Origin of the sequence: Flavihumibacter fluminis, from assembly GCF_021491375.1 — a bacterium.
Taxonomy (GTDB): domain Bacteria; phylum Bacteroidota; class Bacteroidia; order Chitinophagales; family Chitinophagaceae; genus Flavihumibacter; species Flavihumibacter fluminis.
The window spans coordinates 719,238-740,906 of the sequence record NZ_JAKEVY010000002.1 but is presented as its reverse complement, the minus strand read 5'-3'; the positions used below and the strand labels follow the sequence as shown (position 1 = coordinate 740,906).

Genomic DNA, 21,669 nt, shown 5'->3' with positions numbered 1-21,669 from the left:
TAGTTGTATGCTATTTAATTATTTCAAGATCGCTTTCCGAAACCTCCTTAAATACAAGGGTTTCTCGGCCATCAATATCCTGGGCCTTGCTGTAGGAATGGCATCTGCCATTCTGATTTTTCTTTGGATTAGTCATGAAATTAGCTACGACCGGTTCCATGAAAAAAAAGACCGGATTTTTGAGGCCTGGAATAAAGGCAGCTTCAACGGTAAGGTTTCCTGCTGGAATACTACTCCTAAAATTCTGGCCAGCGCCTTACAGTCAGATATACCCGAAATTGAAACCACTACAAGAGTAAACTGGGCTGACAATTACCTTACACGATTTGGGGATAAGACCATTATGATGAAAGCATCCATGGTGGATTCAACCTTTCTTCAGGTATTCAGTTTTCCGGTACTGAAAGGAGATATACAAAATGCCCTGATGAATCCATCCGGTGTGGTATTAACAGCATCGACTGCAGCCAAATTATTTGGAACAGATAACCCAATTGGCCAGACCCTTGAATTGAATGAAAAATTCCAGTTAATAGTTACAGCAGTTGTGCAGGATCCTCCCAATAATTCCCGTTTTCAATTCGAATGCCTGTTACCCTGGGCTTTTCTGCGTGCACAGGGATGGGATGATGATTACTGGGGGAATAACTCTACACGTACCTATGCTTTACTAAAACCAGGATCAAAAGTGGAGAGCGCCAATGCAAAACTGGAAAATTTCCGCAAAAAATACGATCGCGATGATCCTACAGGAGGTTTCTTTTTGTATCCAATTGAGCGTTGGAGACTTTATTCCAGTTTCACAGAAGGTGTAGAAGAAGGCGGAATGATCGAATATATCCGAATCTTTACCATCGTTGGTGCTATTATCTTATTAATTGCCTGCATAAATTTCATGAACCTCAGCACTGCCAAAAGTGAGCAACGTGCGAAAGAAGTTGGTATCCGTAAAGTAATCGGCGCCATGCGCCATAATTTAATGGGACAGTTCCTGGGTGAATCTATCCTGATTGCATTTTTGGCTGGAATACTGTCTCTACTACTGGTACAAGTGACCTTACCAGCCTTTAATACTTTTACAGGCAAACTGGTTGAAATCGATTATACCAATCCGCTAGCCTGGGCATTATGGGCTGGATTTATTCTGCTAACTGGATTAATAGCAGGCAGCTATCCGGCTTTTTTTCTATCAGGTTTCCAGCCTACCAAAGTATTAAAAGGGACATTCAAAAAAACACAATCGGCTATAAATCCCAGAAAAGTACTGGTGGTTTTACAATTCACATTCGCCATTATTCTGATCATCAGTACGCTGGTCATAAAAAAACAAATCAATTATGCTCAAAACCGGAACAATGGGTATAACAAGGACCAGTTATTGTATTATTTCCTGACTGGCACGGCTGAAAAAAATTATGATCTTATAAAAAACGAGCTCCTCTCTTCAGGTATAGCCACCTCTGTTACTAAAACAAGCGCCCCGCTTACCGAAGGTTGGAGTAATACCTGGGGAATAGGCTGGAAAGGAAAACAGCCCGACGATCGCACCTTATTTGATCGCTTTTGTGCTGATCAGCAATTTGTAAAAACAGCCGGACTAGAACTGGTGAAAGGAAGGGATTTTGATCTGGCTGCACATCCGGCTGATTCAGCTGCCGTATTGTTAAATGAATCTGCAGTAAAAGCAATGGGCTTTTCCGATCCCATCGGCCAGGTTATTCAGGATAATGGCCAGGATTGGACCGTGATCGGAGTTATTAAAGACTTTATCCTCCATTCTCCTTTTGCCAAAACACAACCAATGGTAATTGAAGGTGCACACGGATGGTTTAATGTGATTCATTTCCGACTGAATCCCACTAACAGTGTAAGTACGAATCTTAAAAACGCCGAAACTATATTCAAAAAATTCAATCCCAGCTATCCATTTGATTACACATTCGTTGACCAGGCTTACGCTTCCAAATTTGAAGAAGAGAAAAAAATGGGTTCATTGGCAGCCTTGTTTGCCGGTCTGACTATTTTCATTTCCTGCATGGGCTTATTTGGATTGGCCACTTATATGGCTGCCACCCGGTTCAAAGAAATTGGCATCCGGAAGGTATTGGGCGCCTCTGTTGCATCCATAACCAGCTTATTGTCCAAAGATTTCCTGAAACTCGTACTGATCTCCTTCATCGTTGCTTCACCAATTGCCTGGATACTAATGAACCAATGGTTGAAAGGGTATGCTTACAAAACTTCCATAGATGTATGGGTGTTTGTGGCGACCGGTTTTTTAAGTCTGACGATAGCACTCTTAACCACCAGCATCCAGGCAATAAAAGCTGCTGTTTCCAATCCGGTAAAAAGTTTGAAATCAGAATAAACTTACTCCATGATCAGCAACTATATTACCATAGCCATCCGGAATATTCGCCGTTACGGGACCAATTCATTCCTCAATCTTGCGGGATTGGCCATTGCGCTGGCAGCATGTCTTGTTATCTTTTTGGTAGTTCAACACGAATATAGTTTCGATACCTATCATCCGAATGCCGAAAGGATATACCAGGTAGTAAAAAAAGAAGTAAAAGCGGGTAATGAAGATTTTTATGGTGGTATCGCCCTTCCGGCTAAAAAAGCACTCAGCAATGATTTCCCGACAGTACAGTTTACTGAGTTATTTACTTCATTCGGCGCGCAATTCACCGTATTGGATGCAGCCGATCAGGTAAGCGATAAAAAATTCCTGGAAGAGCAGGGTGTATTTTTTGTAGATCCGGGGATCGCAGATTTTTTTTCCTTTTCATGGATTGAAGGATCTCCGGAAATCTTCAGTAAACCTGATATGATCGCCCTATCACGCTCCAAGGCTATCAAATATTTTGGTTCCGAAAGCAATGCAGTCGGTCGATCGCTCTTATTTGAAAACAAAGTCAGATTACAGGTTGGAGCCGTATTTGCGGATCCACCTCCCAACACGGATTTTAATTTTCAAATGCTGCCCTCCTATGCCACCTTAGAATCCAATCTGGATCTATGGGGTTATGAGCAAAACAAAGAATCCTGGGGATTTTCCACCTCCAACCACCAGGTATATGCACTTTTGCCACAATCAGTTCAACCGGAACAGGTAAATAAACAATTGCAGGATTTTGTAAAAAAATATTACCGTCCCGAAGCCGTTGGTAAAATTTTTCATTTTTTACTCCCAATGAAAGAAATCCATTTCGACACCAGATTTGGAAACAATGGCACTCATATCAGCAGCAAATCATCCCTGATGACATTGCAGTTAATTGGTTTGTTGATCCTGCTGATGGCCTGCATCAATTTTATCAACCTCTCCACCGCTCTGGCAGTAAAAAGGAGCAAAGAAATCGGAATCAGAAAAGTAATGGGCAGCACCCGTGGCCAATTACGCGTTCAGTTATTGGCGGAAACCTTTTTGCTTGTATTATTCGCTTTGATAATAGCGCTGCTTATAACCTGGCTGACCCTGCCTTACCTTAAATACATCACAGATATTCAGGAAAAACTTCCCCTTTTTCAAACCAATGTGCTCCTGTTTTTAGTAATTATATTATTGGTAACTGTTTTACTTTCCGGATTTTACCCTGCACTTGTTTTAAGCAGATTCAACCCGGTAGAAGCTATAAAAAACAAAATTCATGCTCATTCAATAGCCGGACTTTCCCTACGAAGAGTACTGGTTGTACTTCAGTTTGCTTTTGCACAGTTGTTGGTAATTGCGACCATTATTGCTGTTTCACAAATGAATTTTATCCGAAATACAGATCTGGGATTTAATAAAGAATCTACACTGCTGCTGTCAGGAAATATGGATAGTACCAGTATCGCAAAGCACACCGGATTCAAAGCTGCGCTGCAACAATTACCTGAAGTAAAACATGTTTCCTTTTCCATGGATGCTCCGTCCAGTGATAACAACTGGACAATGAATTTTGCATTCAACCAGATTAATGAGGATCTCCCCTTTGATACGCATATTAAGATGGCCGATGGATCCTACGTTGAAACGTTCGGATTAAAGATGGCAGCGGGTGAATTTTACAGATCGGAGGACTCTCTCCTCAAAGTGGTTATTAATGAAACAATGGTAAAAAAACTGGGATTAAAAACTCCAGAGGAAGCCATCGGAAAAACAATCCGGCTTGGTATATCGGAATGGATGCCCATTGCTGGTGTAGTAAAGGACTTTAAAAACAATTCACTCAGGGAATCTATTAAACCTACTGTTCTTTTCCATGCGCCTGGTAAATTAGGGAATTATATGGCCCAAACCAATATCCGACTGGAAACCAGTAACCCCGGACAGGCGCTCCGTAAAATTGAAAAAGTCTGGAATCGGTTTTATCCTGAATATGCCTTCCGTGCCAGTTTCCTGGATGAAACCATCAACAACTTTTACCAGCAGGAAGAACGACTCAGCAGATTATATAAAGTATTTGCTGCACTTGCAATCGTGATTTCCTGCCTGGGGCTGTACGGACTGATATCCTTTATGGCCGTGCAGAAAACAAAAGAAGTTGGAATCCGTAAGGTACTCGGTGCTTCGGTTGGCAGTATTGTGGTTTTATTCTCAAAAGAGTTCACCCTTCTTATATTGATAGCTTTTGCAATGGCGGCTCCTGTAGCCTGGTATATGATGAATGGTTGGCTTGAGAATTTTGTATTCCGAATCGAAATAGCCTGGTGGATTTTTTTAATCGCAGTAGTTATTAACCTTTTTATCGCCTGGCTCACGGTTGGTTACAAAGCTATCTCAGCTGCTTTAGCAAACCCCGTTAAAAGCCTTAAAACCGAATAATCCACATCTTAATTACACAAAACAAAGTGAACAGCGTACTACCAGTTGCAGGCAAGCTTTTGGTATCGCAGGTTTGTTGCAGGTGTATTTCTACCTGGAATAACTTAAGTCAGAACATCTATCCATTGGTTACCTGTTGATTGATAGGGCACAACCGAACAATGACTGTATCAATACCGGACAGTTAAAAGTCAAACACAGGCCTCAACAAACTGATAATCATAATTTTACAGAATTGGCACAATATTTCATTTTGTCTTAGCAGATAATTCAACCGACGAATCATGATTAAACTGGAGCATATTTCAAAATGGGTAAACCAGGGTAACAATCGCATCTTCCTGCTCAAAGACATCAACCTTGGCATTGAAGAAGGAGAATTTGTTTCGATAATGGGACCTTCCGGTTCAGGAAAATCCACACTGCTGAACGTGATCGGTATGCTCGATACAGCAGATGAAGGCTCCTATCAATTTTATGATCAGCCCGTACATACGCTAAAAGAAAAACAACGCTCCCAATTATACAAACAACATATTGGTTTTGTATTCCAGGCGTACCATCTGATCGATGAACTGACGGTCTACGAAAACATTGAAACACCGCTGCTCTATCAGGATACCAAATCCTCCGACCGAAAAGCGCTGGTAGCCGATATGCTGGACCGGTTCAATATCGTGGGTAAAAAAGATTTATTCCCCGCTCAACTTTCAGGAGGACAGCAGCAACTCGTAGGCATTGCAAGGGCCCTGATCGCAAAACCCAAACTGATCCTGGCAGATGAACCAACCGGCAACCTGAACAGCAAACAAGGCGAGGAAATCATGGACATTTTCACCCAACTCAACAAAGAAGACGGAGTTACCATAATCCAGGTAACCCACTCGGAAAAAAACGCAGCCTACAGCAATCGTATCATTCATTTATTAGATGGAAGAATTGAACACAACCGATAAGCGACCTTTTTTTATGAAGAAGAATAGAACCTCACTCCTATGTATATGCGCGATAAGTCTGGTCCTGCTACTGGCAGGTACCAGGCTGATGGCGCAGACAGACAGCAGTCGGCAGTTATCACTGAAAGAATGCCTGGATATTGCTTATACCAATAACCTCGAACTCAAACAGGCAGAACTGCTGGCGGCCACCACGGGTATTGATTACCGACAGGCCAAACAAAATATGTTGCCCCAGGTAAACGGGCTGATTGAACATGGTTCCAACCAGGGTAGAAATATCGATCCTTTTACCAACAGTTACCTGAATCAGAAAATTGACTATGCAAACTATGCTGTTAACGGAGGCGTAGTGCTTTTTAACGGACTGGCAACACAGAACAATATCCAGCAACAACGCCTTGCCCTTGCAGCCGGCAAGGAAGAGATTCAACAGGCTAAAGACAACCTGAGCCTGAATCTTATGAATGCTTATCTGCTTGTATTAAGTACTAAAGATCTGCTGCAGCAGATTCGCCTTCAGGCAGAACTAAGCCGCCGGCAGGTGGAGCGCCTGGAAATCCTACACAAGGAAGGTGCCGTTCAACCCTCGCAGTATTTCGACCTGAAAGGTCAACTCGCCAACGACGAAATCAATCTTGTCAATACCCAAAATCAATTGGACGCAGCCAGGCTTACCCTTTGTCAGTGGATGAATATTCCGTACGACCCCAGCCTGGAACTCGAACCAATCCGACCAGAAGATTTTCTGCAATCCTACCTGGGAGATGCCACCACCATTTACCAGGCAGCGATTAATGAACTGGCCGTTGTAAAAGCTGCCCGGCTTCGCACTGAAAGTGCTGAAAAAGGAGTTAAAACCTGGAAAAGCCAACTCTGGCCAACATTGAGCCTGAATGGTGCACTATACACGAACTATTCCAGCGCAGCTCGTACAGCCCAGTTTCTGCGCACGGTTGAAACAACTACCGGTGACTATGTTCAAATCAATGGTACACAATCTCCGGTTCTGACCATGCGGGAAGAATTTGACATGCAAAAAATCACCTACAGTGATCAGTTCAAAAACAACTACGGTACCAATATCAACCTGGCACTTCGGATTCCCCTCGTGAATTCCCTGCAAACACGCAACCGGATCGACCGGGCAAAAATTCAATTAAAAACTGCCGAGTTAGTTGAAAAAAACACCCGGATACGTTTGCAACAACAGGTGGAACAGGCCTACCTCAATATGAACGCAACCTATAACCGATACAAAACCTTGCTGCTGCAGGTTGAAGCGTTCCAGGAATCCTTTCGTACGGCAGAAGCCCGCTTTAGTGAAGGAGTGCTGAATTCGGTGGAATACCTGACCGCCAAGAACAACCTGGATAGGGCAAGTATAAACCTGATCATCGCCAAATACGAATATGTATTCCGAACCAGGGTGCTGGATTTTTACCAGGGAAAAACAATCTGGTAATCCTTCCTGTCAATTTGGCACAATTGCTGGTTTTTCGCTAATTTTGCTCCCTTAAACTGATTGGGATGCTGGATTTTCTGACGCAAAAAGTACATGACGAAAACAGGCAAGGAGAAGCGTATGCGCCTTTCGCTGTGGATGAAAACCAATACAAAAAACACTTCTATATTGAGAGTTACGGTTGCCAGATGAACTTCGCCGACAGCGAAATAGTGGCTTCCATTCTGCAGGAACAGGGCTTCGGAGCAACCCGAAACCTGGAACAGGCCGACCTGATTTTTATCAATACCTGCTCCATCCGGGAAAAAGCAGAGCAAACCGTCCGTAAACGATTGACCGATTTCAAAAAGGCGAAAAAATCCAACCCGGGATTGCTGATCGGTGTACTGGGCTGCATGGCTGAACGCCTGAAAGCTAAATTCCTGGAAGAAGAAAAGCTGGTGGATATTGTAGTAGGGCCCGATGCCTATCGATCGCTTCCAGCGCTTATTGAAGAAGCGGAAACAGGCCAGAAAGCCGTTAACGTGCTGCTTAGTCGCGAAGAAACCTATGCTGATATCGCACCCGTTCGCCTTGATTCCAACGGAGTATCAGCCTTCGTAAGCATCATGCGCGGATGTAACAATATGTGTTCTTTTTGTGTGGTTCCCTTTACCAGGGGCCGCGAAAGGAGCCGGGATGCCGCCAGCATCGTTGCCGAATGTGAAACACTGTACAGAGAGGGTTATAAAGAAGTGACCCTGCTGGGACAAAACGTAGATTCTTATCACTACTTTGATGAATCCATAGGAGAAGCTGTGACCTTCGCGCATCTGCTGGAAAAAGTAGCGATGATTGCGCCTGATTTGCGTGTTCGTTTCTCCACTTCTCATCCAAAAGATATCACCGAAGAGGTATTGCAGACCATGGCACGATATGAAAATATCTGCAAATACATACACCTCCCTGTACAAAGTGGCAGTTCCCGTGTATTACAACTCATGAATCGGACCTATACCCGCGAATGGTATATGGCTAAAGTGGATCGCATTCGTGAAGTGCTTCCCGATTGTGGTATTTCGTCCGATATTATCGCTGGCTTCTGTACTGAAACTGATGAAGATCATCAAGATACCCTCAGCATCATGGAGTACAGCAAATACGACATGAGTTATATGTTCTTTTATAGCGAGCGGCCGGGTACCCTGGCAGCCCGCCGTTATACCGATGATGTACCGCTGGAAACAAAAAAACAACGGCTTAGTGAAATTGTAGCCCTGCAGGGCAGATTAAGCCGGGAAAGCAATGAAAAAGATCTTGGCAAAACATTCAAGGTGCTGGTTGAAGGGCCAAGTAAAAAAAATCCGGATGAATGGATGGGTCGCAACAGCCAGAACAAAGTAATCGTATTTCCAAAACCAACGGGACTAAAAAAAGGCGACTATCTGGAGGTAACAGTGACCGATTGTACGCAGGCGACATTGATAGGAAATGTGAAACGTGAGAAGTGAAACCTGAGACGGGGAGAAAGGAAAAACTAATAGAAAAAATGGACATCCAAAGCATAAAAAACAGATTCGGCATTATTGGTAATGCGCCTTCATTGAATCACGCACTGCATGTAGCTGCCCAGGTAGCGAATACAGACCTGAGTGTACTGATCGTTGGTGAAAGCGGTGTGGGTAAGGAAGCATTCTCTCAAATCATTCATGCATTATCCGCCCGTAAGCATAATCCTTTTATTGCTGTAAACTGTGGTGCTATTCCGGAAGGGACCATCGACTCCGAATTATTTGGTCATGAAAAAGGTGCCTTCACCGGTGCAGTTGACAGCCGAAAAGGCTATTTCGAAACAGTAAGCGGAGGTACCATTTTCCTGGATGAAATCGGTGAAATGCCGCTGGGTACACAAGCCCGGCTGCTTCGGGTACTGGAAACCGGTGAATTCATCCGGGTAGGTTCTTCCAAAGTGCAGAAAACGGATGTTCGCGTAATTGCCGCTACCAATCGGGAACTACTTGAATTCACGCAGAAAGGAAAATTCAGGGAGGACCTCTATTACAGATTAAGCACAGTGCCAATTCGGGTTCCGGCACTTCGGGATCGGAAAGAGGACATTCCCCTCCTGTTCAGGAAATTTGCAGTGGATTTTGCAGAACGTTATAAAACTGCTCCGGTTCAACTGGAAGAAGATGCCCGGCAATTACTAATAAATTATTCCTGGCCGGGTAATGTTAGGGAATTAAAGAATATAGCAGAACAAATCAGTGTGCTTGCGGGAGACAAATCAATTAGTGCACTGGAATTAAAACGTTTTCTACCCGAGCAGGCAAATAATCGATTACCCATGCTCATTGGTAACAGCCAGGGGTCAGGTGGTCATGAATTCAATAGTGAAAGGGAAATCCTGTACAAGCTCTTTTTTGATATGAAAAAGGATGTAACCGAACTGAAAAAAATGTTCGTTGAAATCCTTCAAAACCCTGGTGAAGCTGCTGCTGCGGCTGCCTATACTAAAGAAAGCCTGTTACGCGAATATCCATCACCGGTAGAATATACCGCTCCGGCTACAGTGCTGCCCTCACCTGCAACCTATGTACAACCAGCTGCGGCAACTTCCGTTCTGATGCCTCACACACATGATGAAATTCATGAACACGAGGAAGTAGAAGAGTCGCTGAACATTATGGATAAAGAGAAAGAACTCATATTAAAGGCATTGAAAAAACATAAAGGCAAGCGCAAGGATGCTGCCGCTGATTTGGGCATCAGCGAACGTACACTTTATCGTAAATTGAAGGAGTATGATATCAATGAGTAAATCCAATCCGCTTTCATTTGCCAGCGTTCTGCTGATCAGCCTGATGCTGCTATTCAGCGGCTGTTATTCATTCCGCGATGTATCTATTCCCCCGGAAGTTAAAACCGTACGCATTCAGTATTTCGAAAACAAAGCAAGGCTGTTTAACCCGGTATTAAGTCCACTCCTCACGGATAAACTTCGTCAGAAAGTAATAAGCCAAACCCGTCTTACACAGGTGCAGGGAGAAGATGCAGATTATGATATCGCAGGAACGATCACAGATTGTTCGGTATCAACAACCGGTATTTCCAATCAGCAGGCAGCCAGTAACCGTTTAAACATTACTGTACAGATCGAATTCAAGAACCGCCTGGATGAATCCAAAAATTTCGAAGCTTCCGTAACCAGAAACTTCGACTTCAGTGCCAGTCTCACGCTCGACCAGGCACAACTCCAGTTACAGGATGAAATCATTCGAAACCTGAGTGATGAAATTTTTAACCGCATCTTCTCCAACTGGTAAATACCTTATCTTGGCAGCGGCATGGAGCTTAACAAAACCATACAACATTATTTTCATCAGACCGGATTGCAGGGAGTAACCGTTCAGGAACTGGAACAACTGGCGGCGCGGTATCCTTATATTGGTACGCTGCAATACCTGCTCCTGAAAAAAATGAAGGAGGAGAAATCAGGGGACCTTGACAAACAGTGGCAGAAAACCCTGCTCTATTTTCAGAATCCTTATTATTTACACTCCCTGATGCAGCGATCAAAAGCTGAACCAGTAGCCCCAACATCCAGGATTCCGGAACCTGCAGATATTGACATCCCACAATCAGAACCTTCTGACTCTGTCACAGAACCGGTTAAGGAAAAGCTAGTGAAAGAACTCACCACTGAACTGGCGGATGCATTGGCCCTGGCAAAAGCCATCGCCCAATCGGCGACAGAACCGGAATCCCTCACTGCACTTCCAGCAGAACAGGAGCTGCCCTCCCTGGAAGATGAAGGGCCGGCTTTGCGGGAAGACCTGCTCCTGAAAGAATCTCCGATCCGGATCCCTTCTTTGAAAGACCTGGGACCGGTAACCGACGATATGCCCAGTTTTGAACCCTACCATACCATTGATTATTTCGCCTCCCAGGGAATCAAACTTGGAAATGAATTACCGAAGGATAAACTCGGTAAACAGCTAAAATCCTTTACGGAATGGATTCGTACCATGAAAAAACTGCCCCAAACGGCTATTGAAGAAAAACTGCTCAAGTCCGGACATGGAGAAACGATCGAAGCCCTGGCAGCTGATTCCATTGAAACCAGGGAAATTCTAACGGAAACCATGGCGGAAGTGTTGCTGAAGCAGGGAGATAAAGCCCGGGCGGCAGAGATTTTCCGGAAATTAAGTTTGGCTCATCCCGACAAATCCGCTTATTTTGCGACTCGAATTGAACAATTAAATAACCGATCATGACCCTCTTTTTTCTGATTCTGATAATCCTGGCAAGTGCAATTCTTGGATTTATCATCCTGGTTCAAAGCCCGAAAGGTGGCGGACTGGCTGGTAATGTGGGTGGATTAAGCAACCAGTTCATGGGTGTAAAACAAACAACCGATCTGTTGGAAAAAGGTACCTGGACATTTGCGATTGTAGTTGCCCTGCTTTGCCTGTTCTCGGCCGTATTTATTCCAACTTCAACCGGCAATACCAATACCATGCTGGATGAACTGAATACCAAGCCGGCTGTAACTACCCCGATCCAAACTCCTGCCACACCTGGTAATCAGTCGCTGACTCCTGCACCGGCTCCTGCCGACAGTCAAGCCAAGCCCGCGAATTAATACAAGTCATCATTTTACGATATTCAAAACCCTGCTCTACCAGCAGGGTTTTTGCTTACTTTAGCCTCCAATCAGGCATCCATGAAAAAAACTCTGATCATCCTTCTTGCAGTGGCTGCAATCGGACTACTTGTTGTCCTCTGGCTCTTCAGTGGATCAGCCACCGGTTTCAGCAAAAAAACTTATTACCTCGAGATCCCGACGGGCAGTACCTATGAAGATGTACTTGCAATTATGAAAAAGGATACGGTTCTAAAATCACCTTCGCTTTTCAGTTTTGTAGCCAACCGACTCGACTACCCCGAAAAAATCAAAGCCGGCCGCTACGCCCTTTCAAAGGGTAGTTCCCTACTCACCATTGTACGTAAACTAAGAAATGGGCAGCAGGATCCGGTGAACCTGGTTATTAATAAACTCCGTACCAGGGAAGACTTTGCATCCCTGGTAGGCAGAAAGCTGGAGATCGATTCCGCGGCTTTTATGCAATACGTTTTAAATCCGGATTCCCTGAAACACTGGGGACTTGACACGAATACCCTGATAAGCACCGTAATTCCGGATACCTACACATATTTCTGGAATACCACACCTGCACGGGTAATGGAAAAATTGCTGGCTGCAAGGAAAAATTTCTGGAATGATACCCGGAAGCAACAGGCCGCTAAACTGGGTCTAACCCCGGAGCAGGTAATAACACTGGCTTCCATCGTGGAAGAAGAAACCAATAACAACCCGGAAAAAGATACCATTGCTTCAGTATACCTTAACCGGTTGAAAATAAACATGCGACTCGGAGCCGACCCCACCGTAAAATTTGCGTTGAAGGATTTTTCCTTACGCAGGATTTATAATAAACACCTTGCTGTGGAATCACCCTTTAATACTTATCGGGTAGCGGGATTACCACCTGGTCCAATCTGCACACCGCAACAGGTAACCATAGATGCCGTATTAAATCCTGCGACTACCAAGTACCTGTATTTTGTAGCCAGTCCTAAATTTGACGGCACCCATATTTTTGCAGAGAATTACCAGCAACACCTGGCAAATGCCCGTGTATATCAGAAGGCATTGGATATCTATCTCAAAAAGAAAAATCAACCGGAGGATACCGGCAGCTGATTTAACTGAAACATGTTTAATTTAAATCACATCCTTCGTAAGCTACCTGTAATCCGGTGGGTCATTGCCAAAAGCAAGAAAATTGTGCTGCCAGGATTTGAAGGTCTTCCCCTTTACGATGTGACGATCTTTTTTATGCAGCAGGTAAAAAAGGTAGGATTGAATGACCGCGCCGCCGCCATCTCTTTCAACCTGCTGATGGCAATTCCGGCTGCAACCATATTTCTTTGTACCCTCCTACCCTATATGCCTTTCAGCCGTCAAATAACAACCCAACTCTTACTGGTTACAAGGGATGTTACCCCCAACATGAATACTTTTTTACTGGTTAAAGATTTCCTGGAGGATTTCCTGGAAACGCCACGCAGCGGATTGCTTTCCATCGGTTTTTTCCTGGCAGTATTTTATGCATCCAATGCCGTTTTGGGTATCATGCGCACTTTCAATAAATCGCTTATGTACACACGCGACCGAAACTTCTTACTGGAACGATGGGTAGCAGTGCGCATAACTACCATCTTAATTCTGCTTTTCATTATTTCGATGGGCCTGATCCTTGCACAGGGTACCATTCTTAACTGGGCTCTCACAAAAATGGAAATCAATACTCCGCTGGTCCGGTGGCTGGTCAAAAACCTACGCTGGGTTTTTATCCTGGCAATGGTTTATTACTTCATCGCGGTAATTTATAAATATGCTCCTGCCATCCATGAACGCTGGCAACTATCCTCTCCAGGTACAACGCTGGCAACCATACTGGTTGTATTAACAGCAGGAGGATTTTCGCTCTGGTTACAATGGTTTGATAATTTCAATAAAGTTTATGGCTCTATCGGAACCATACTCATTTTGATGTTACTGATTTATTTTAGTTCACTTGTTTTATTGATTGGATATGAATTAAATGTCAGTATTCATTCACTCAAAATGATGGCTGCCGAGAGAGCCAGAAAAGAAGCCAGTCAATCGGCCGTTTGAGAGAAAAAACCGAACTTTAAGTTGCTTACCAAATGCCTGCACATATGAAACTGATTTTTACCACTGTTTTGGCACTGCTGGTTACTCATGGTTTGATAGCCCAGGTTCAACCGCTGGAGCTTGGAGCTTCCATTCCCAAAGCAAACATTCGCATGAAGGATGTTTCCGGCAAGCTAATTTCCCTTGCTGATGTTCGAACCCCCAAAGGCTTGCTGGTTATGTTCAGTTGCAACACCTGCCCCTATGTTGAGAAAAACCAGGCACGTACCCGGGCAATTGGCTCTTTCGCACAGGAAAAAGGAATTGGATTTATTGTTGTGAATTCCAATGAAGGCTCTCGCGATAGCGATGATTCCTATAAGGACATGCAGCAATATGCACATGCACAACAATACGCCTGGCCTTATACCATAGATAGTAAAAATGAACTCGCGGATGCATTTGGAGCGTCTAGAACTCCTGAATGTTACCTGTTTGACAGCGAAGGAAAACTTGTCTACCAGGGAGCAATAGACGATAACCCGGCAGATGAAACCAAGATTAAACGAAAACACCTGGAATTGGCCATTACTGAAATGACCGAAGGAAGAGAAGTGACAGTCAAAAAAAGTCGGTCTATTGGATGCAGCATCAAACGAAAAGGAAAATAATTAGTAGGCCAGTTCCTGGAATGCGAGTTTGATCTGGGCATCAGTCATGGCCCTGTTTATAAATTTTCTGTATTTCTTTGCCGGGTTGATCCAGAGGGTAACCGGTATCGCTCCATCCCAGGAAGGATCGATGCGGGGGCAAAAACTATCTGCATTTGTTTCATTGAGCCAGAATTGTGTGGGCCCAGCGAAGTTCCTGGAACTAAGAAATTGTTCAATTTTGCCGGGATAAAATCCAGGCAGATCCAGACTAACCATCACCAGCTCAACCTGTGGATATTGCTGACGAGCCTCCAGAAAATGAGGTAATTCTTCAATGCAGGGACGGCAAAATGTAGCCCAGAAATTTACTACCATCGGCTTTTGCGATGCATTGATATAGTTTTCAAGTTCGTCTATTGAAAGTTTTTTCACGGATTGCGCAGTAGCAATTCCAAACACAAAACATAAGAGTAAAAAACAAAGTAAATTTTTCATAAACCGGACGCTGCTCCCGGATAGTTTATATTTGCCGGGCACGATATTTTAAAGCTAAGCTAAAACCTTTCCAACTATGCTGAAAAGAATACTGGCAATTTTAGGAATTCTACTGGGATTGTTGTTGATCGCGGCAATTGCCATTCCCCTTCTTTTTGGTGACAAATTAAAAACACTCGCCAAAGAGGAAATGAATAAACAATTAAAAGCCCCTTCCGGTTTTGAAGATGTTTCAGTTTCCTTTTTCCGCAATTTTCCAAAGCTGAGTGTCGGATTGGATAAATTATACATTACCGGTCCCGGACAATATGCCAGCGATACTCTTGTGAGTGCCAAAAGAATTGATGTTGCCGTAAATCTTTTCAGTTTGCTCGGCAGCGGTCCCATTAAAGTAGCTCGTGTAGTCCTTGATGAACCACGGATTCATGCCATTGTCGGAAAAGACGGATCAGTGAATTGGGATATCATGAAAGAATCAACGGAGGAGGAAGCGGTTGATACAAGTTCCAGCAGCTTTAGCCTGGACCTCAAAGAATATGAAATAAAAAACGGACTGGTCCGATACAGTGATCAGCAGGGGAATATGTTTGCTACCATCACCGGACTTAACCATACAGGCAGCGGAAATTTCAATGCAGATCAATTTCTTTTAGAAACCAAAACAAAAGCGGAAGAAGTTAGTTTCAGCTATGAAGGTATCCCCTATCTGGCCCGCACCAAAACCAGCCTGGATGCCAATTTTGATATCAATACCGCTACCAGCAAATACAGCTTTAAAGAACTGAAAGCCGTTCTTAATGAAATGCAACTTAATGCGGATGGATATTTCCAATTGGTGAACGATTCCACATATGGCATGGATATTCAATTCAATACTCCTTCAAATGAGTTCCGTCATATATTATCACTCGTTCCTGCAATCTATACCAATGATTTTGCTTCTTTGAAAACAAGTGGTACTGCAGCTTTCAAAGGATTTGTAAAGGGTGAGTATGCGCCTAACAGGATGCCTGCTTATGCTGTAGAAGCGATCATCAAAGAAGGATTTTTTCAATATCCGGAATTGCCCCAGCCAGTTCAGCATATCAACCTTGACCTGAAAGCTTCTAACGCAGATGGACAACCGGATAATCTGGTTCTGGAAATCCCTACGGCCAACCTGCAGTTTGGAAAAGAGCCCTTTTCCTTCCGGGTTATTTATAAAAATCCGGAAACTGTTCAGTACCTGGATGCTGCCGCAAAAGGGAAATTGGATTTGGGAACTGTAGGACAGTTTATCAAACTGGAGGAAGGCACTAAAATTGGCGGCCAGGTAAATGCCGATATCGAAGCAAAAGGTAACCTGAACGTTGTATTGCAGCAACAGCCTGGCCCATTCCAGGCAAAAGGGTTGGTTCAACTTTCGAATATTTACTATGCATCCAAAGAATTCCCTCAACCCATACAAAACACAAGTGCTACTATTGAAGTGAGCAACCCGGATGGGGTACCTGATCATACTGTTGTTCGGATTCCGGTTGGCCACGCTGAATTTGGAGCAGACAAACTGGATTTTAACCTGATTCTTACACAACCCGCTTCTGATCCCAATTTTGATGCAGGACTTAAAGGAGGGTTTGATCTTGGCAGGGTTAAGCAATTTTATAGCTTTGATCCCGGCACCAGCCTGGCAGGTCGTCTGGATGCTGATGTTCGCATCAAGGGGAAAAAATCCCAGATAGATAAAGAGCAATATGATGCTATTCAATCAAGCGGGGTAGTTAACCTCCAGGACATCGTTTTTAAAACACCTGATTATCCGGAGGGCCTGGCTTTACAATCAGCTAAACTGGAGTTTACACCGAAGGATATCGCTATTCAAAATGCAACCGGTAGTTTTCAGCAAACCAATTTTACAGCAAATGGAAAAATCACGAACGCTATTGGCTATGCGATTAAGGACGAACCACTTGCCGGAAGTTTGAATCTTACAGCTGATAAAGTGGATCTGAATAAATGGATGGGGACCGCTTCAGAAGAAGAACCAACCGCCGGCAGCAGCCAACCCTTTGCTGTTCCCTCCAATATTCGCTTCGGTGTAAATGCCAATGTTGACCAGGTAGTCTATGACAAAGTCAATTATAATAATGTAAAGGGACAGTTGAATATCGCCAATGAAACCGTAACGCTGCAGAACCTGAGTATGCAGGCACTGGATGGTACAATCGGGCTCAACGGTTCCTACTCCACCCGGGATAACAAACTAAAACCTGCCATCAGTTTTTCTTACAATCTGCAAAATCTGGATGTAGCCAAAACCTTTCAGGCCTTTAATACCGTAAAATACCTGATGCCAATTGGAGAATTCATTTCCGGAAAACTGAATTCAAGTTTAACGGTTAATGGCCGGCTGGGTGAGCAAATGATGCCCGAACTGAGTTCACTTACCGGGAACGGGGTTGTGATGCTGATCGAAGGTTTTCTTGCCAAATTCAAACCAGTGGAAATGCTGGCCAGCAAACTGAAGCTTACGGAACTGGAAAAGATCAGTGTCAAAGACATCAAACAATATTTCGAATTCGTAAACGGGAAAGTGCTGGTCAAGCCATTTACAGTTAAGATCAAAGACATCGAAATGGAGATTGGGGGTATGCATGGCTTTGACCAAAGCATGGATTACCTGGTCAATATGAAAGTTCCACGTGCGAAACTGGGAACAGATGCCAATCAGTTGATCAACGGACTGGCTGCAGAACTGACAAAAAAAGGGCTGGCAGTTAATCCGGGTGAAACCGTAAATCTGAAAGTGAATATGGGTGGTTCTCTGACCAATCCGCAATTGAATTATAACCTTTCGCAAGCGGGCACCAGCCTTGCCAGCGAACTCGAGTCTAAAGTGAAGGACATTGCCGCTGAACAGAAAGCCAAAGCGGATTCCGCCCTGGATGTTGCTAAACAGCGGGCTAAAGACAGTCTTGCCGCGATCAAAGCGGAGGTATTGAAAGATGCTCAAAAAGAGCTTACCAAAAAATTGCTGGGGGCGAAAGATTCCACCGCAGCCGGCGATTCCGCAAAAACGAGTACCCCAAAAAGGGCCGAAGAGGCTGCAAAAGGTATTCTGAATGACCTACTCAGGAAAAAGAAAAAGCCCGCCTCAGACACTACAAAAAATCAATAAGATACTGTTTACCCGACCGGTGGCACCGGTCGGGTGAAAATAAAAGGCGCTCCCGAAAGCCTTCGGGGTCGCTTTTTTGCGTTTTCTCCCCTATTTTTGCCCACTCTAAAATTTTGTTAACAAGTACTTCATTATGGACAAATTGTTTTACCTGGTTCCGGCAATGGGTGTGATAGGCTTGCTTTACACCTTTGTAAAATTTGCCTGGGTATCCAAACAGGATGCAGGTTCCGACCGCATGAAAGAAATCAGTAATTACATCGCTGAAGGTGCCATGGCCTTTCTGAAGGCAGAATGGAAAATCCTTGGCTACTTCGTAGTGATTGTAGGCATTCTTTTAGGTTTTATGGCCAGCCGAAATGAACATTCACACTGGACCATCGCGCTTGCTTTTGTGGTTGGTGCCGTATTCAGTGCACTTGCCGGATACATTGGCATGCGTATCGCTACCAAATCCAATGTGCGTACTGCACAGGCGGCAAGAACCAGTTTATCAAAAGCGCTGAACGTATCTTTCACCGGAGGTTCTGTAATGGGACTCGGTGTTGCCGGTTTGGCAGTGCTGGGACTTGGCGGACTCTTCATTGTGCTGGTTCAGGCATTTGCTCCTGGAGTAGCAGCAAACGATATGCTGGTTGCCAAAGCCATTGAAGTATTGACCGGGTTTTCACTGGGTGCAGAATCCATCGCTCTTTTTGCCCGTGTAGGTGGTGGTATTTATACCAAGGCTGCTGACGTGGGTGCTGACCTCGTAGGTAAAGTGGAAGCGGGCATTCCCGAAGACGATCCCCGTAACCCGGCAACCATTGCGGATAACGTTGGTGATAACGTAGGAGATGTGGCTGGTATGGGTGCCGATCTGTTTGGTTCGTACGTTGCAACCGTATTGGCAACCATGGTACTTGGACAGGAAACCATCGCAGCAGATGCCTATAACGGTTTCTCTCCTATCCTGCTGCCGATGCTAATTGCCGGTGTAGGAATTCTTTTTTCCATTGTTGGTACCTGGTTTGTCAGAATCTCTGATAGCGCCGGTATCAGTACCGATGCCGTACAGAAGGCACTGAATATGGGTAACTGGGGTTCCATTATTCTTACAGCTATCGCTTCTTTCTTCCTGGTTCAATATATTTTACCGGAAACTACCATGAGCCTCCGTGGTTTTGAATTCACCCGTATGGATGTATTCTACGCCATTGTTGTTGGCCTGGTGGTAGGAACCCTGATGAGTATTATTACCGAATACTTTACTGCAATGGGAAAACGTCCGGTATTAAGTATCATTCGCCAGTCTGCAACCGGTCACGCCACAAACGTAATTGGTGGTCTCGCAGTGGGTATGGAATCTACGTTCCTTCCCATCCTCGTATTGGCAGGTGGTATCTATGGATCTTACTGGTTTGCCGGATTATACGGTGTGGCTATTGCCGCCGCCGGTATGATGGCCACTACTGCAATGCAGCTAGCAATTGACGCGTTCGGTCCGATTGCTGATAACGCAGGTGGTATCGCCGAGATGAGTGAACTGCCCAAAGAAGTTCGCGAAAAAACCGACGTACTCGATGCCGTTGGTAATACTACTGCTGCAACCGGTAAAGGTTTTGCTATTGCCTCTGCAGCCCTTACAGCTCTTGCACTTTTTGCCGCTTTCGTAGGTGTATCCGGCATTAGCGGAATTGATATTTACCACGCGGATGTACTGGCCTGTCTGTTTGTAGGCGGCATGATACCCTTCATCTTCTCTTCCCTGGCTATTCGCGCAGTGGGTGAAGCAGCCATGGCAATGGTGGAAGAAGTGCGTCGCCAGTTCAAATCCATCCCTGGCATCATGGAAGGAACCGGTAAACCGGAATACGATAAATGTGTGGCCATTTCAACCGAAGCTTCCATCAAAAAAATGATGTTGCCGGGTGCTATCGCGATTGTTTCTCCGCTGATCATTGGTTTCCTGATGGGCCCCGAAGCACTTGGTGGATTCCTGGCAGGTGCAACCGTGAGTGGCGTATTGATGGGAATGTTTCAGAACAATGCCGGTGGTGCATGGGACAATGCAAAGAAATCCTTTGAGAAAGGCGTTGAAATCAATGGCGAGATGTATTATAAAAAATCTGAGCCGCACAAAGCCTCTGTTACTGGTGATACCGTAGGTGATCCATTCAAGGATACATCTGGTCCTTCTATGAATATTTTGATTAAACTGATGAGTATTGTGTCCCTGGTTATTGCGCCTACCCTGGCCGATATGTTCGACACGAAATCTCAGAACCATGCTGGTCCGGTTGAACAGAAAATTGAAGTTACCGTAAGCGAAGCGCCCAAGGTACTCGTTAAGAAAGACTAAAATTTCTTAATTCTGATCAAGAAAATGGATAAGCTGACAACCAGATAGATATTTATTCTATCTTTACCACAGAAACTAATCAGATCCAAATACCAAAAGTCCCGACGTGTCTACGCCGGGGCTTTTTTATTTAGAACAATTCTCAACAATTTTTTCCAGCACTTTCCGGGCGATTGCCATTTCCTCCTCTTCCACTCCTTCTAATGCGACTCGTCTGTTTTTAAGAATTCTTGGTCTAACCTGCTCCAGCAGATCAATCCCTTCAGTGGTTAAAGTCAGTTCAAAACGGCGCCGGTCGGTAGGATGATCTGAACGTTTCAGAAATCCTTTTCGAACCAGCAAGTCAATAATCCGGGTGATGGATGCAAAATCCTTGAATACCGCTGCAGCAATCTGCTGCTGCGTCAACTCCGGCTGGTCTTTCATCGTTTGCAAAACCAGGAGCTGGTCAACTGTGATGCTCCCGAACTCGTCTGAAATAGTACGCTGAGCCATTTGGCGGTAGGATTTGATTGATTTTTCCAGGATGTAAAAAAAAGTCGCATTCAGTTTTTCTGTCATAATAATATTGATAAATCATTATTTGATATATCAATATTATGACTTAAATTTGATTCAAAGAAATCGCCATGAATAAAATTTTCACCACCTTAACAAGGCTTTACGAAAACAATCGTATATTCGGATTCAAATCTTTTACCATGGCTTCAACCAAGTATATCAAACCTACCGAAAGTGAACTGGAGATTCTTCAGGTACTCTGGACAAAGGAGTTAGCCAGTGTTCGGGAAGTACATGAAGAACTCTCAAAAACCAAGGATGTGGGATATACCACTACGCTGAAGTTGATGCAGATTATGAATGAGAAGGGACTTGTTAGAAGAGACGATTCAGTAAAAACCCATATTTACCAGGCCGCGGTAAGTCGGGAAAAGACGCAAAAGCACCTCCTTAATAAAATGATTGACGGCTTGTTTGGTGGATCCCCTACCCAGCTTGTACTGCAGGCATTGGGTAATCACAAAGCCTCTGAGGCGGAACTGGAGGAAATCCAGCGTTTATTGAATAATCTTAAAAAACAATAAT

17 protein-coding genes are annotated in these 21,669 nt (G+C 44.3%); 15 read left to right on the top strand and 2 right to left on the bottom strand.

All coding sequences use genetic code 11. The features are described 5' to 3' along the window. Nucleotides 1-7: 7 nt before the first annotated feature. The 12 genes from L0U88_RS09455 to L0U88_RS09400 all read left to right on the top strand — a co-directional run bounded on the left by L0U88_RS09455 (nucleotide 8) and on the right by L0U88_RS09400 (nucleotide 14,608). Nucleotides 8-2,368 carry an ABC transporter permease gene (locus tag L0U88_RS09455; RefSeq protein ID WP_234865803.1) on the top strand — a complete coding sequence of 787 codons (2,361 nt, stop codon included), beginning with the start codon at nucleotides 8-10 and terminating at the stop codon, nucleotides 2,366-2,368. Nucleotides 2,369-2,377: 9 nt separating this feature from the next. Then, entirely contained in the window at nucleotides 2,378-4,813 is a 2,436-nt protein-coding gene (locus L0U88_RS09450) for an ABC transporter permease (protein ID WP_234865802.1), read from the top strand. A gap of 284 nt (nucleotides 4,814-5,097) precedes the next feature. After that, nucleotides 5,098-5,769: an ABC transporter ATP-binding protein gene (locus L0U88_RS09445; RefSeq protein WP_234865801.1), complete on the top strand. Its 672-nt coding sequence runs from the start codon at nucleotides 5,098-5,100 to the stop codon at nucleotides 5,767-5,769. 13 nt (nucleotides 5,770-5,782) lie between these two features. Continuing rightward, a complete protein-coding gene (locus tag L0U88_RS09440) occupies nucleotides 5,783-7,234 on the top strand; it encodes a TolC family protein (RefSeq protein WP_234865800.1) in 1,452 nt (483 codons plus the stop codon). Nucleotides 7,235-7,299: 65 nt separating this feature from the next. Continuing rightward, complete coding sequence (gene miaB / locus L0U88_RS09435; protein ID WP_234865799.1) at nucleotides 7,300-8,724, top strand: tRNA (N6-isopentenyl adenosine(37)-C2)-methylthiotransferase MiaB; 1,425 nt, start codon at nucleotides 7,300-7,302, stop codon at nucleotides 8,722-8,724. 38 nt (nucleotides 8,725-8,762) lie between these two features. Continuing rightward, entirely contained in the window at nucleotides 8,763-10,034 is a 1,272-nt protein-coding gene (locus tag L0U88_RS09430) for a sigma-54 interaction domain-containing protein (RefSeq protein WP_255723010.1), read from the top strand. Continuing rightward, entirely contained in the window at nucleotides 10,018-10,539 is a 522-nt protein-coding gene (locus L0U88_RS09425; protein WP_234865798.1) for an LptE family protein, read from the top strand. The genes L0U88_RS09430 and L0U88_RS09425 overlap by 17 nt, the downstream gene beginning before the upstream one ends. Nucleotides 10,540-10,560: 21 nt before the next feature. Then, nucleotides 10,561-11,490 (top strand): DUF8458 domain-containing protein, encoded by a 930-nt coding sequence (locus tag L0U88_RS09420; RefSeq protein WP_234865797.1) that lies wholly within the window; start codon nucleotides 10,561-10,563, stop codon nucleotides 11,488-11,490. Next, nucleotides 11,487-11,858, top strand: coding sequence for a preprotein translocase subunit SecG (secG, locus tag L0U88_RS09415; protein WP_234865796.1), 372 nt, complete (start codon nucleotides 11,487-11,489; stop codon nucleotides 11,856-11,858). The genes L0U88_RS09420 and secG overlap by 4 nt, the downstream gene beginning before the upstream one ends. Nucleotides 11,859-11,939: 81 nt before the next feature. Beyond that, nucleotides 11,940-12,980, top strand: a complete 1,041-nt coding sequence (gene mltG / locus L0U88_RS09410) for an endolytic transglycosylase MltG (RefSeq protein WP_234865795.1) — start codon at nucleotides 11,940-11,942, stop codon at nucleotides 12,978-12,980. A 12-nt stretch (nucleotides 12,981-12,992) separates the two neighbouring features. Next, nucleotides 12,993-13,958, top strand: coding sequence for a YihY/virulence factor BrkB family protein (locus tag L0U88_RS09405; protein ID WP_234865794.1), 966 nt, complete (start codon nucleotides 12,993-12,995; stop codon nucleotides 13,956-13,958). Nucleotides 13,959-14,002: 44 nt separating this feature from the next. Further along, nucleotides 14,003-14,608 carry a thioredoxin family protein gene (locus L0U88_RS09400; protein WP_234865793.1) on the top strand — a complete coding sequence of 202 codons (606 nt, stop codon included), beginning with the start codon at nucleotides 14,003-14,005 and terminating at the stop codon, nucleotides 14,606-14,608. Here the strand turns inward: L0U88_RS09400 and L0U88_RS09395 are convergent, their stop codons facing one another. Beyond that, the gene (locus L0U88_RS09395; RefSeq protein WP_234865792.1) at nucleotides 14,609-15,085 is read right to left on the bottom strand and encodes a TlpA family protein disulfide reductase; all 477 of its coding nucleotides are present in this window, start codon (nucleotides 15,083-15,085) and stop codon (nucleotides 14,609-14,611) included. It abuts the gene before it with no gap. 76 nt (nucleotides 15,086-15,161) lie between these two features. On the opposite strand from L0U88_RS09395, the gene L0U88_RS09390 reads away from it, so the two are divergent. Next, nucleotides 15,162-18,242, top strand: a complete 3,081-nt coding sequence (locus tag L0U88_RS09390; RefSeq protein ID WP_234865791.1) for an AsmA-like C-terminal region-containing protein — start codon at nucleotides 15,162-15,164, stop codon at nucleotides 18,240-18,242. Between the two features lie 133 nt (nucleotides 18,243-18,375). Beyond that, entirely contained in the window at nucleotides 18,376-20,583 is a 2,208-nt protein-coding gene (locus L0U88_RS09385; protein ID WP_234865790.1) for a sodium-translocating pyrophosphatase, read from the top strand. Nucleotides 20,584-20,709: 126 nt separating this feature from the next. Here the strand turns inward: L0U88_RS09385 and L0U88_RS09380 are convergent, their stop codons facing one another. Further along, on the bottom strand, nucleotides 20,710-21,144 hold the full coding sequence (locus L0U88_RS09380) for a MarR family winged helix-turn-helix transcriptional regulator (RefSeq protein ID WP_234865789.1): 435 nt from the start codon (nucleotides 21,142-21,144) through the stop codon (nucleotides 20,710-20,712). Nucleotides 21,145-21,284: 140 nt separating this feature from the next. Between L0U88_RS09380 and L0U88_RS09375 the strand changes: the two genes are divergently transcribed. Next, nucleotides 21,285-21,668: a BlaI/MecI/CopY family transcriptional regulator gene (locus tag L0U88_RS09375; RefSeq protein WP_234865788.1), complete on the top strand. Its 384-nt coding sequence runs from the start codon at nucleotides 21,285-21,287 to the stop codon at nucleotides 21,666-21,668. Nucleotide 21,669 lies beyond the last annotated feature (1 nt).

Bases quoted from the DNA above. Each gene is read 5' to 3' on its own strand.
- secG (WP_234865796.1), top strand. From the start codon at position 11,487: ATGACCCTCTTTTTTCTGATTCTGATAATCCTGGCAAGTGCAATTCTT.
- L0U88_RS09400 (WP_234865793.1), top strand. From the start codon at position 14,003: ATGAAACTGATTTTTACCACTGTTTTGGCACTGCTGGTTACTCATGGT.
- L0U88_RS09390 (WP_234865791.1), top strand. From the start codon at position 15,162: ATGCTGAAAAGAATACTGGCAATTTTAGGAATTCTACTGGGATTGTTG.
- L0U88_RS09420 (WP_234865797.1), top strand. From the start codon at position 10,561: ATGGAGCTTAACAAAACCATACAACATTATTTTCATCAGACCGGATTG.
- L0U88_RS09425 (WP_234865798.1), top strand. From the start codon at position 10,018: ATGATATCAATGAGTAAATCCAATCCGCTTTCATTTGCCAGCGTTCTG.
- L0U88_RS09380 (WP_234865789.1), bottom strand. From the start codon at position 21,144: ATGACAGAAAAACTGAATGCGACTTTTTTTTACATCCTGGAAAAATCA.
- L0U88_RS09385 (WP_234865790.1), top strand. From the start codon at position 18,376: ATGGACAAATTGTTTTACCTGGTTCCGGCAATGGGTGTGATAGGCTTG.
- L0U88_RS09445 (WP_234865801.1), top strand. From the start codon at position 5,098: ATGATTAAACTGGAGCATATTTCAAAATGGGTAAACCAGGGTAACAAT.
- miaB (WP_234865799.1), top strand. From the start codon at position 7,300: ATGCTGGATTTTCTGACGCAAAAAGTACATGACGAAAACAGGCAAGGA.
- L0U88_RS09405 (WP_234865794.1), top strand. From the start codon at position 12,993: ATGTTTAATTTAAATCACATCCTTCGTAAGCTACCTGTAATCCGGTGG.
- L0U88_RS09395 (WP_234865792.1), bottom strand. From the start codon at position 15,085: ATGAAAAATTTACTTTGTTTTTTACTCTTATGTTTTGTGTTTGGAATT.
- L0U88_RS09440 (WP_234865800.1), top strand. From the start codon at position 5,783: ATGAAGAAGAATAGAACCTCACTCCTATGTATATGCGCGATAAGTCTG.
- L0U88_RS09430 (WP_255723010.1), top strand. From the start codon at position 8,763: ATGGACATCCAAAGCATAAAAAACAGATTCGGCATTATTGGTAATGCG.
- L0U88_RS09450 (WP_234865802.1), top strand. From the start codon at position 2,378: ATGATCAGCAACTATATTACCATAGCCATCCGGAATATTCGCCGTTAC.
- mltG (WP_234865795.1), top strand. From the start codon at position 11,940: ATGAAAAAAACTCTGATCATCCTTCTTGCAGTGGCTGCAATCGGACTA.
- L0U88_RS09375 (WP_234865788.1), top strand. From the start codon at position 21,285: ATGGCTTCAACCAAGTATATCAAACCTACCGAAAGTGAACTGGAGATT.
- L0U88_RS09455 (WP_234865803.1), top strand. From the start codon at position 8: ATGCTATTTAATTATTTCAAGATCGCTTTCCGAAACCTCCTTAAATAC.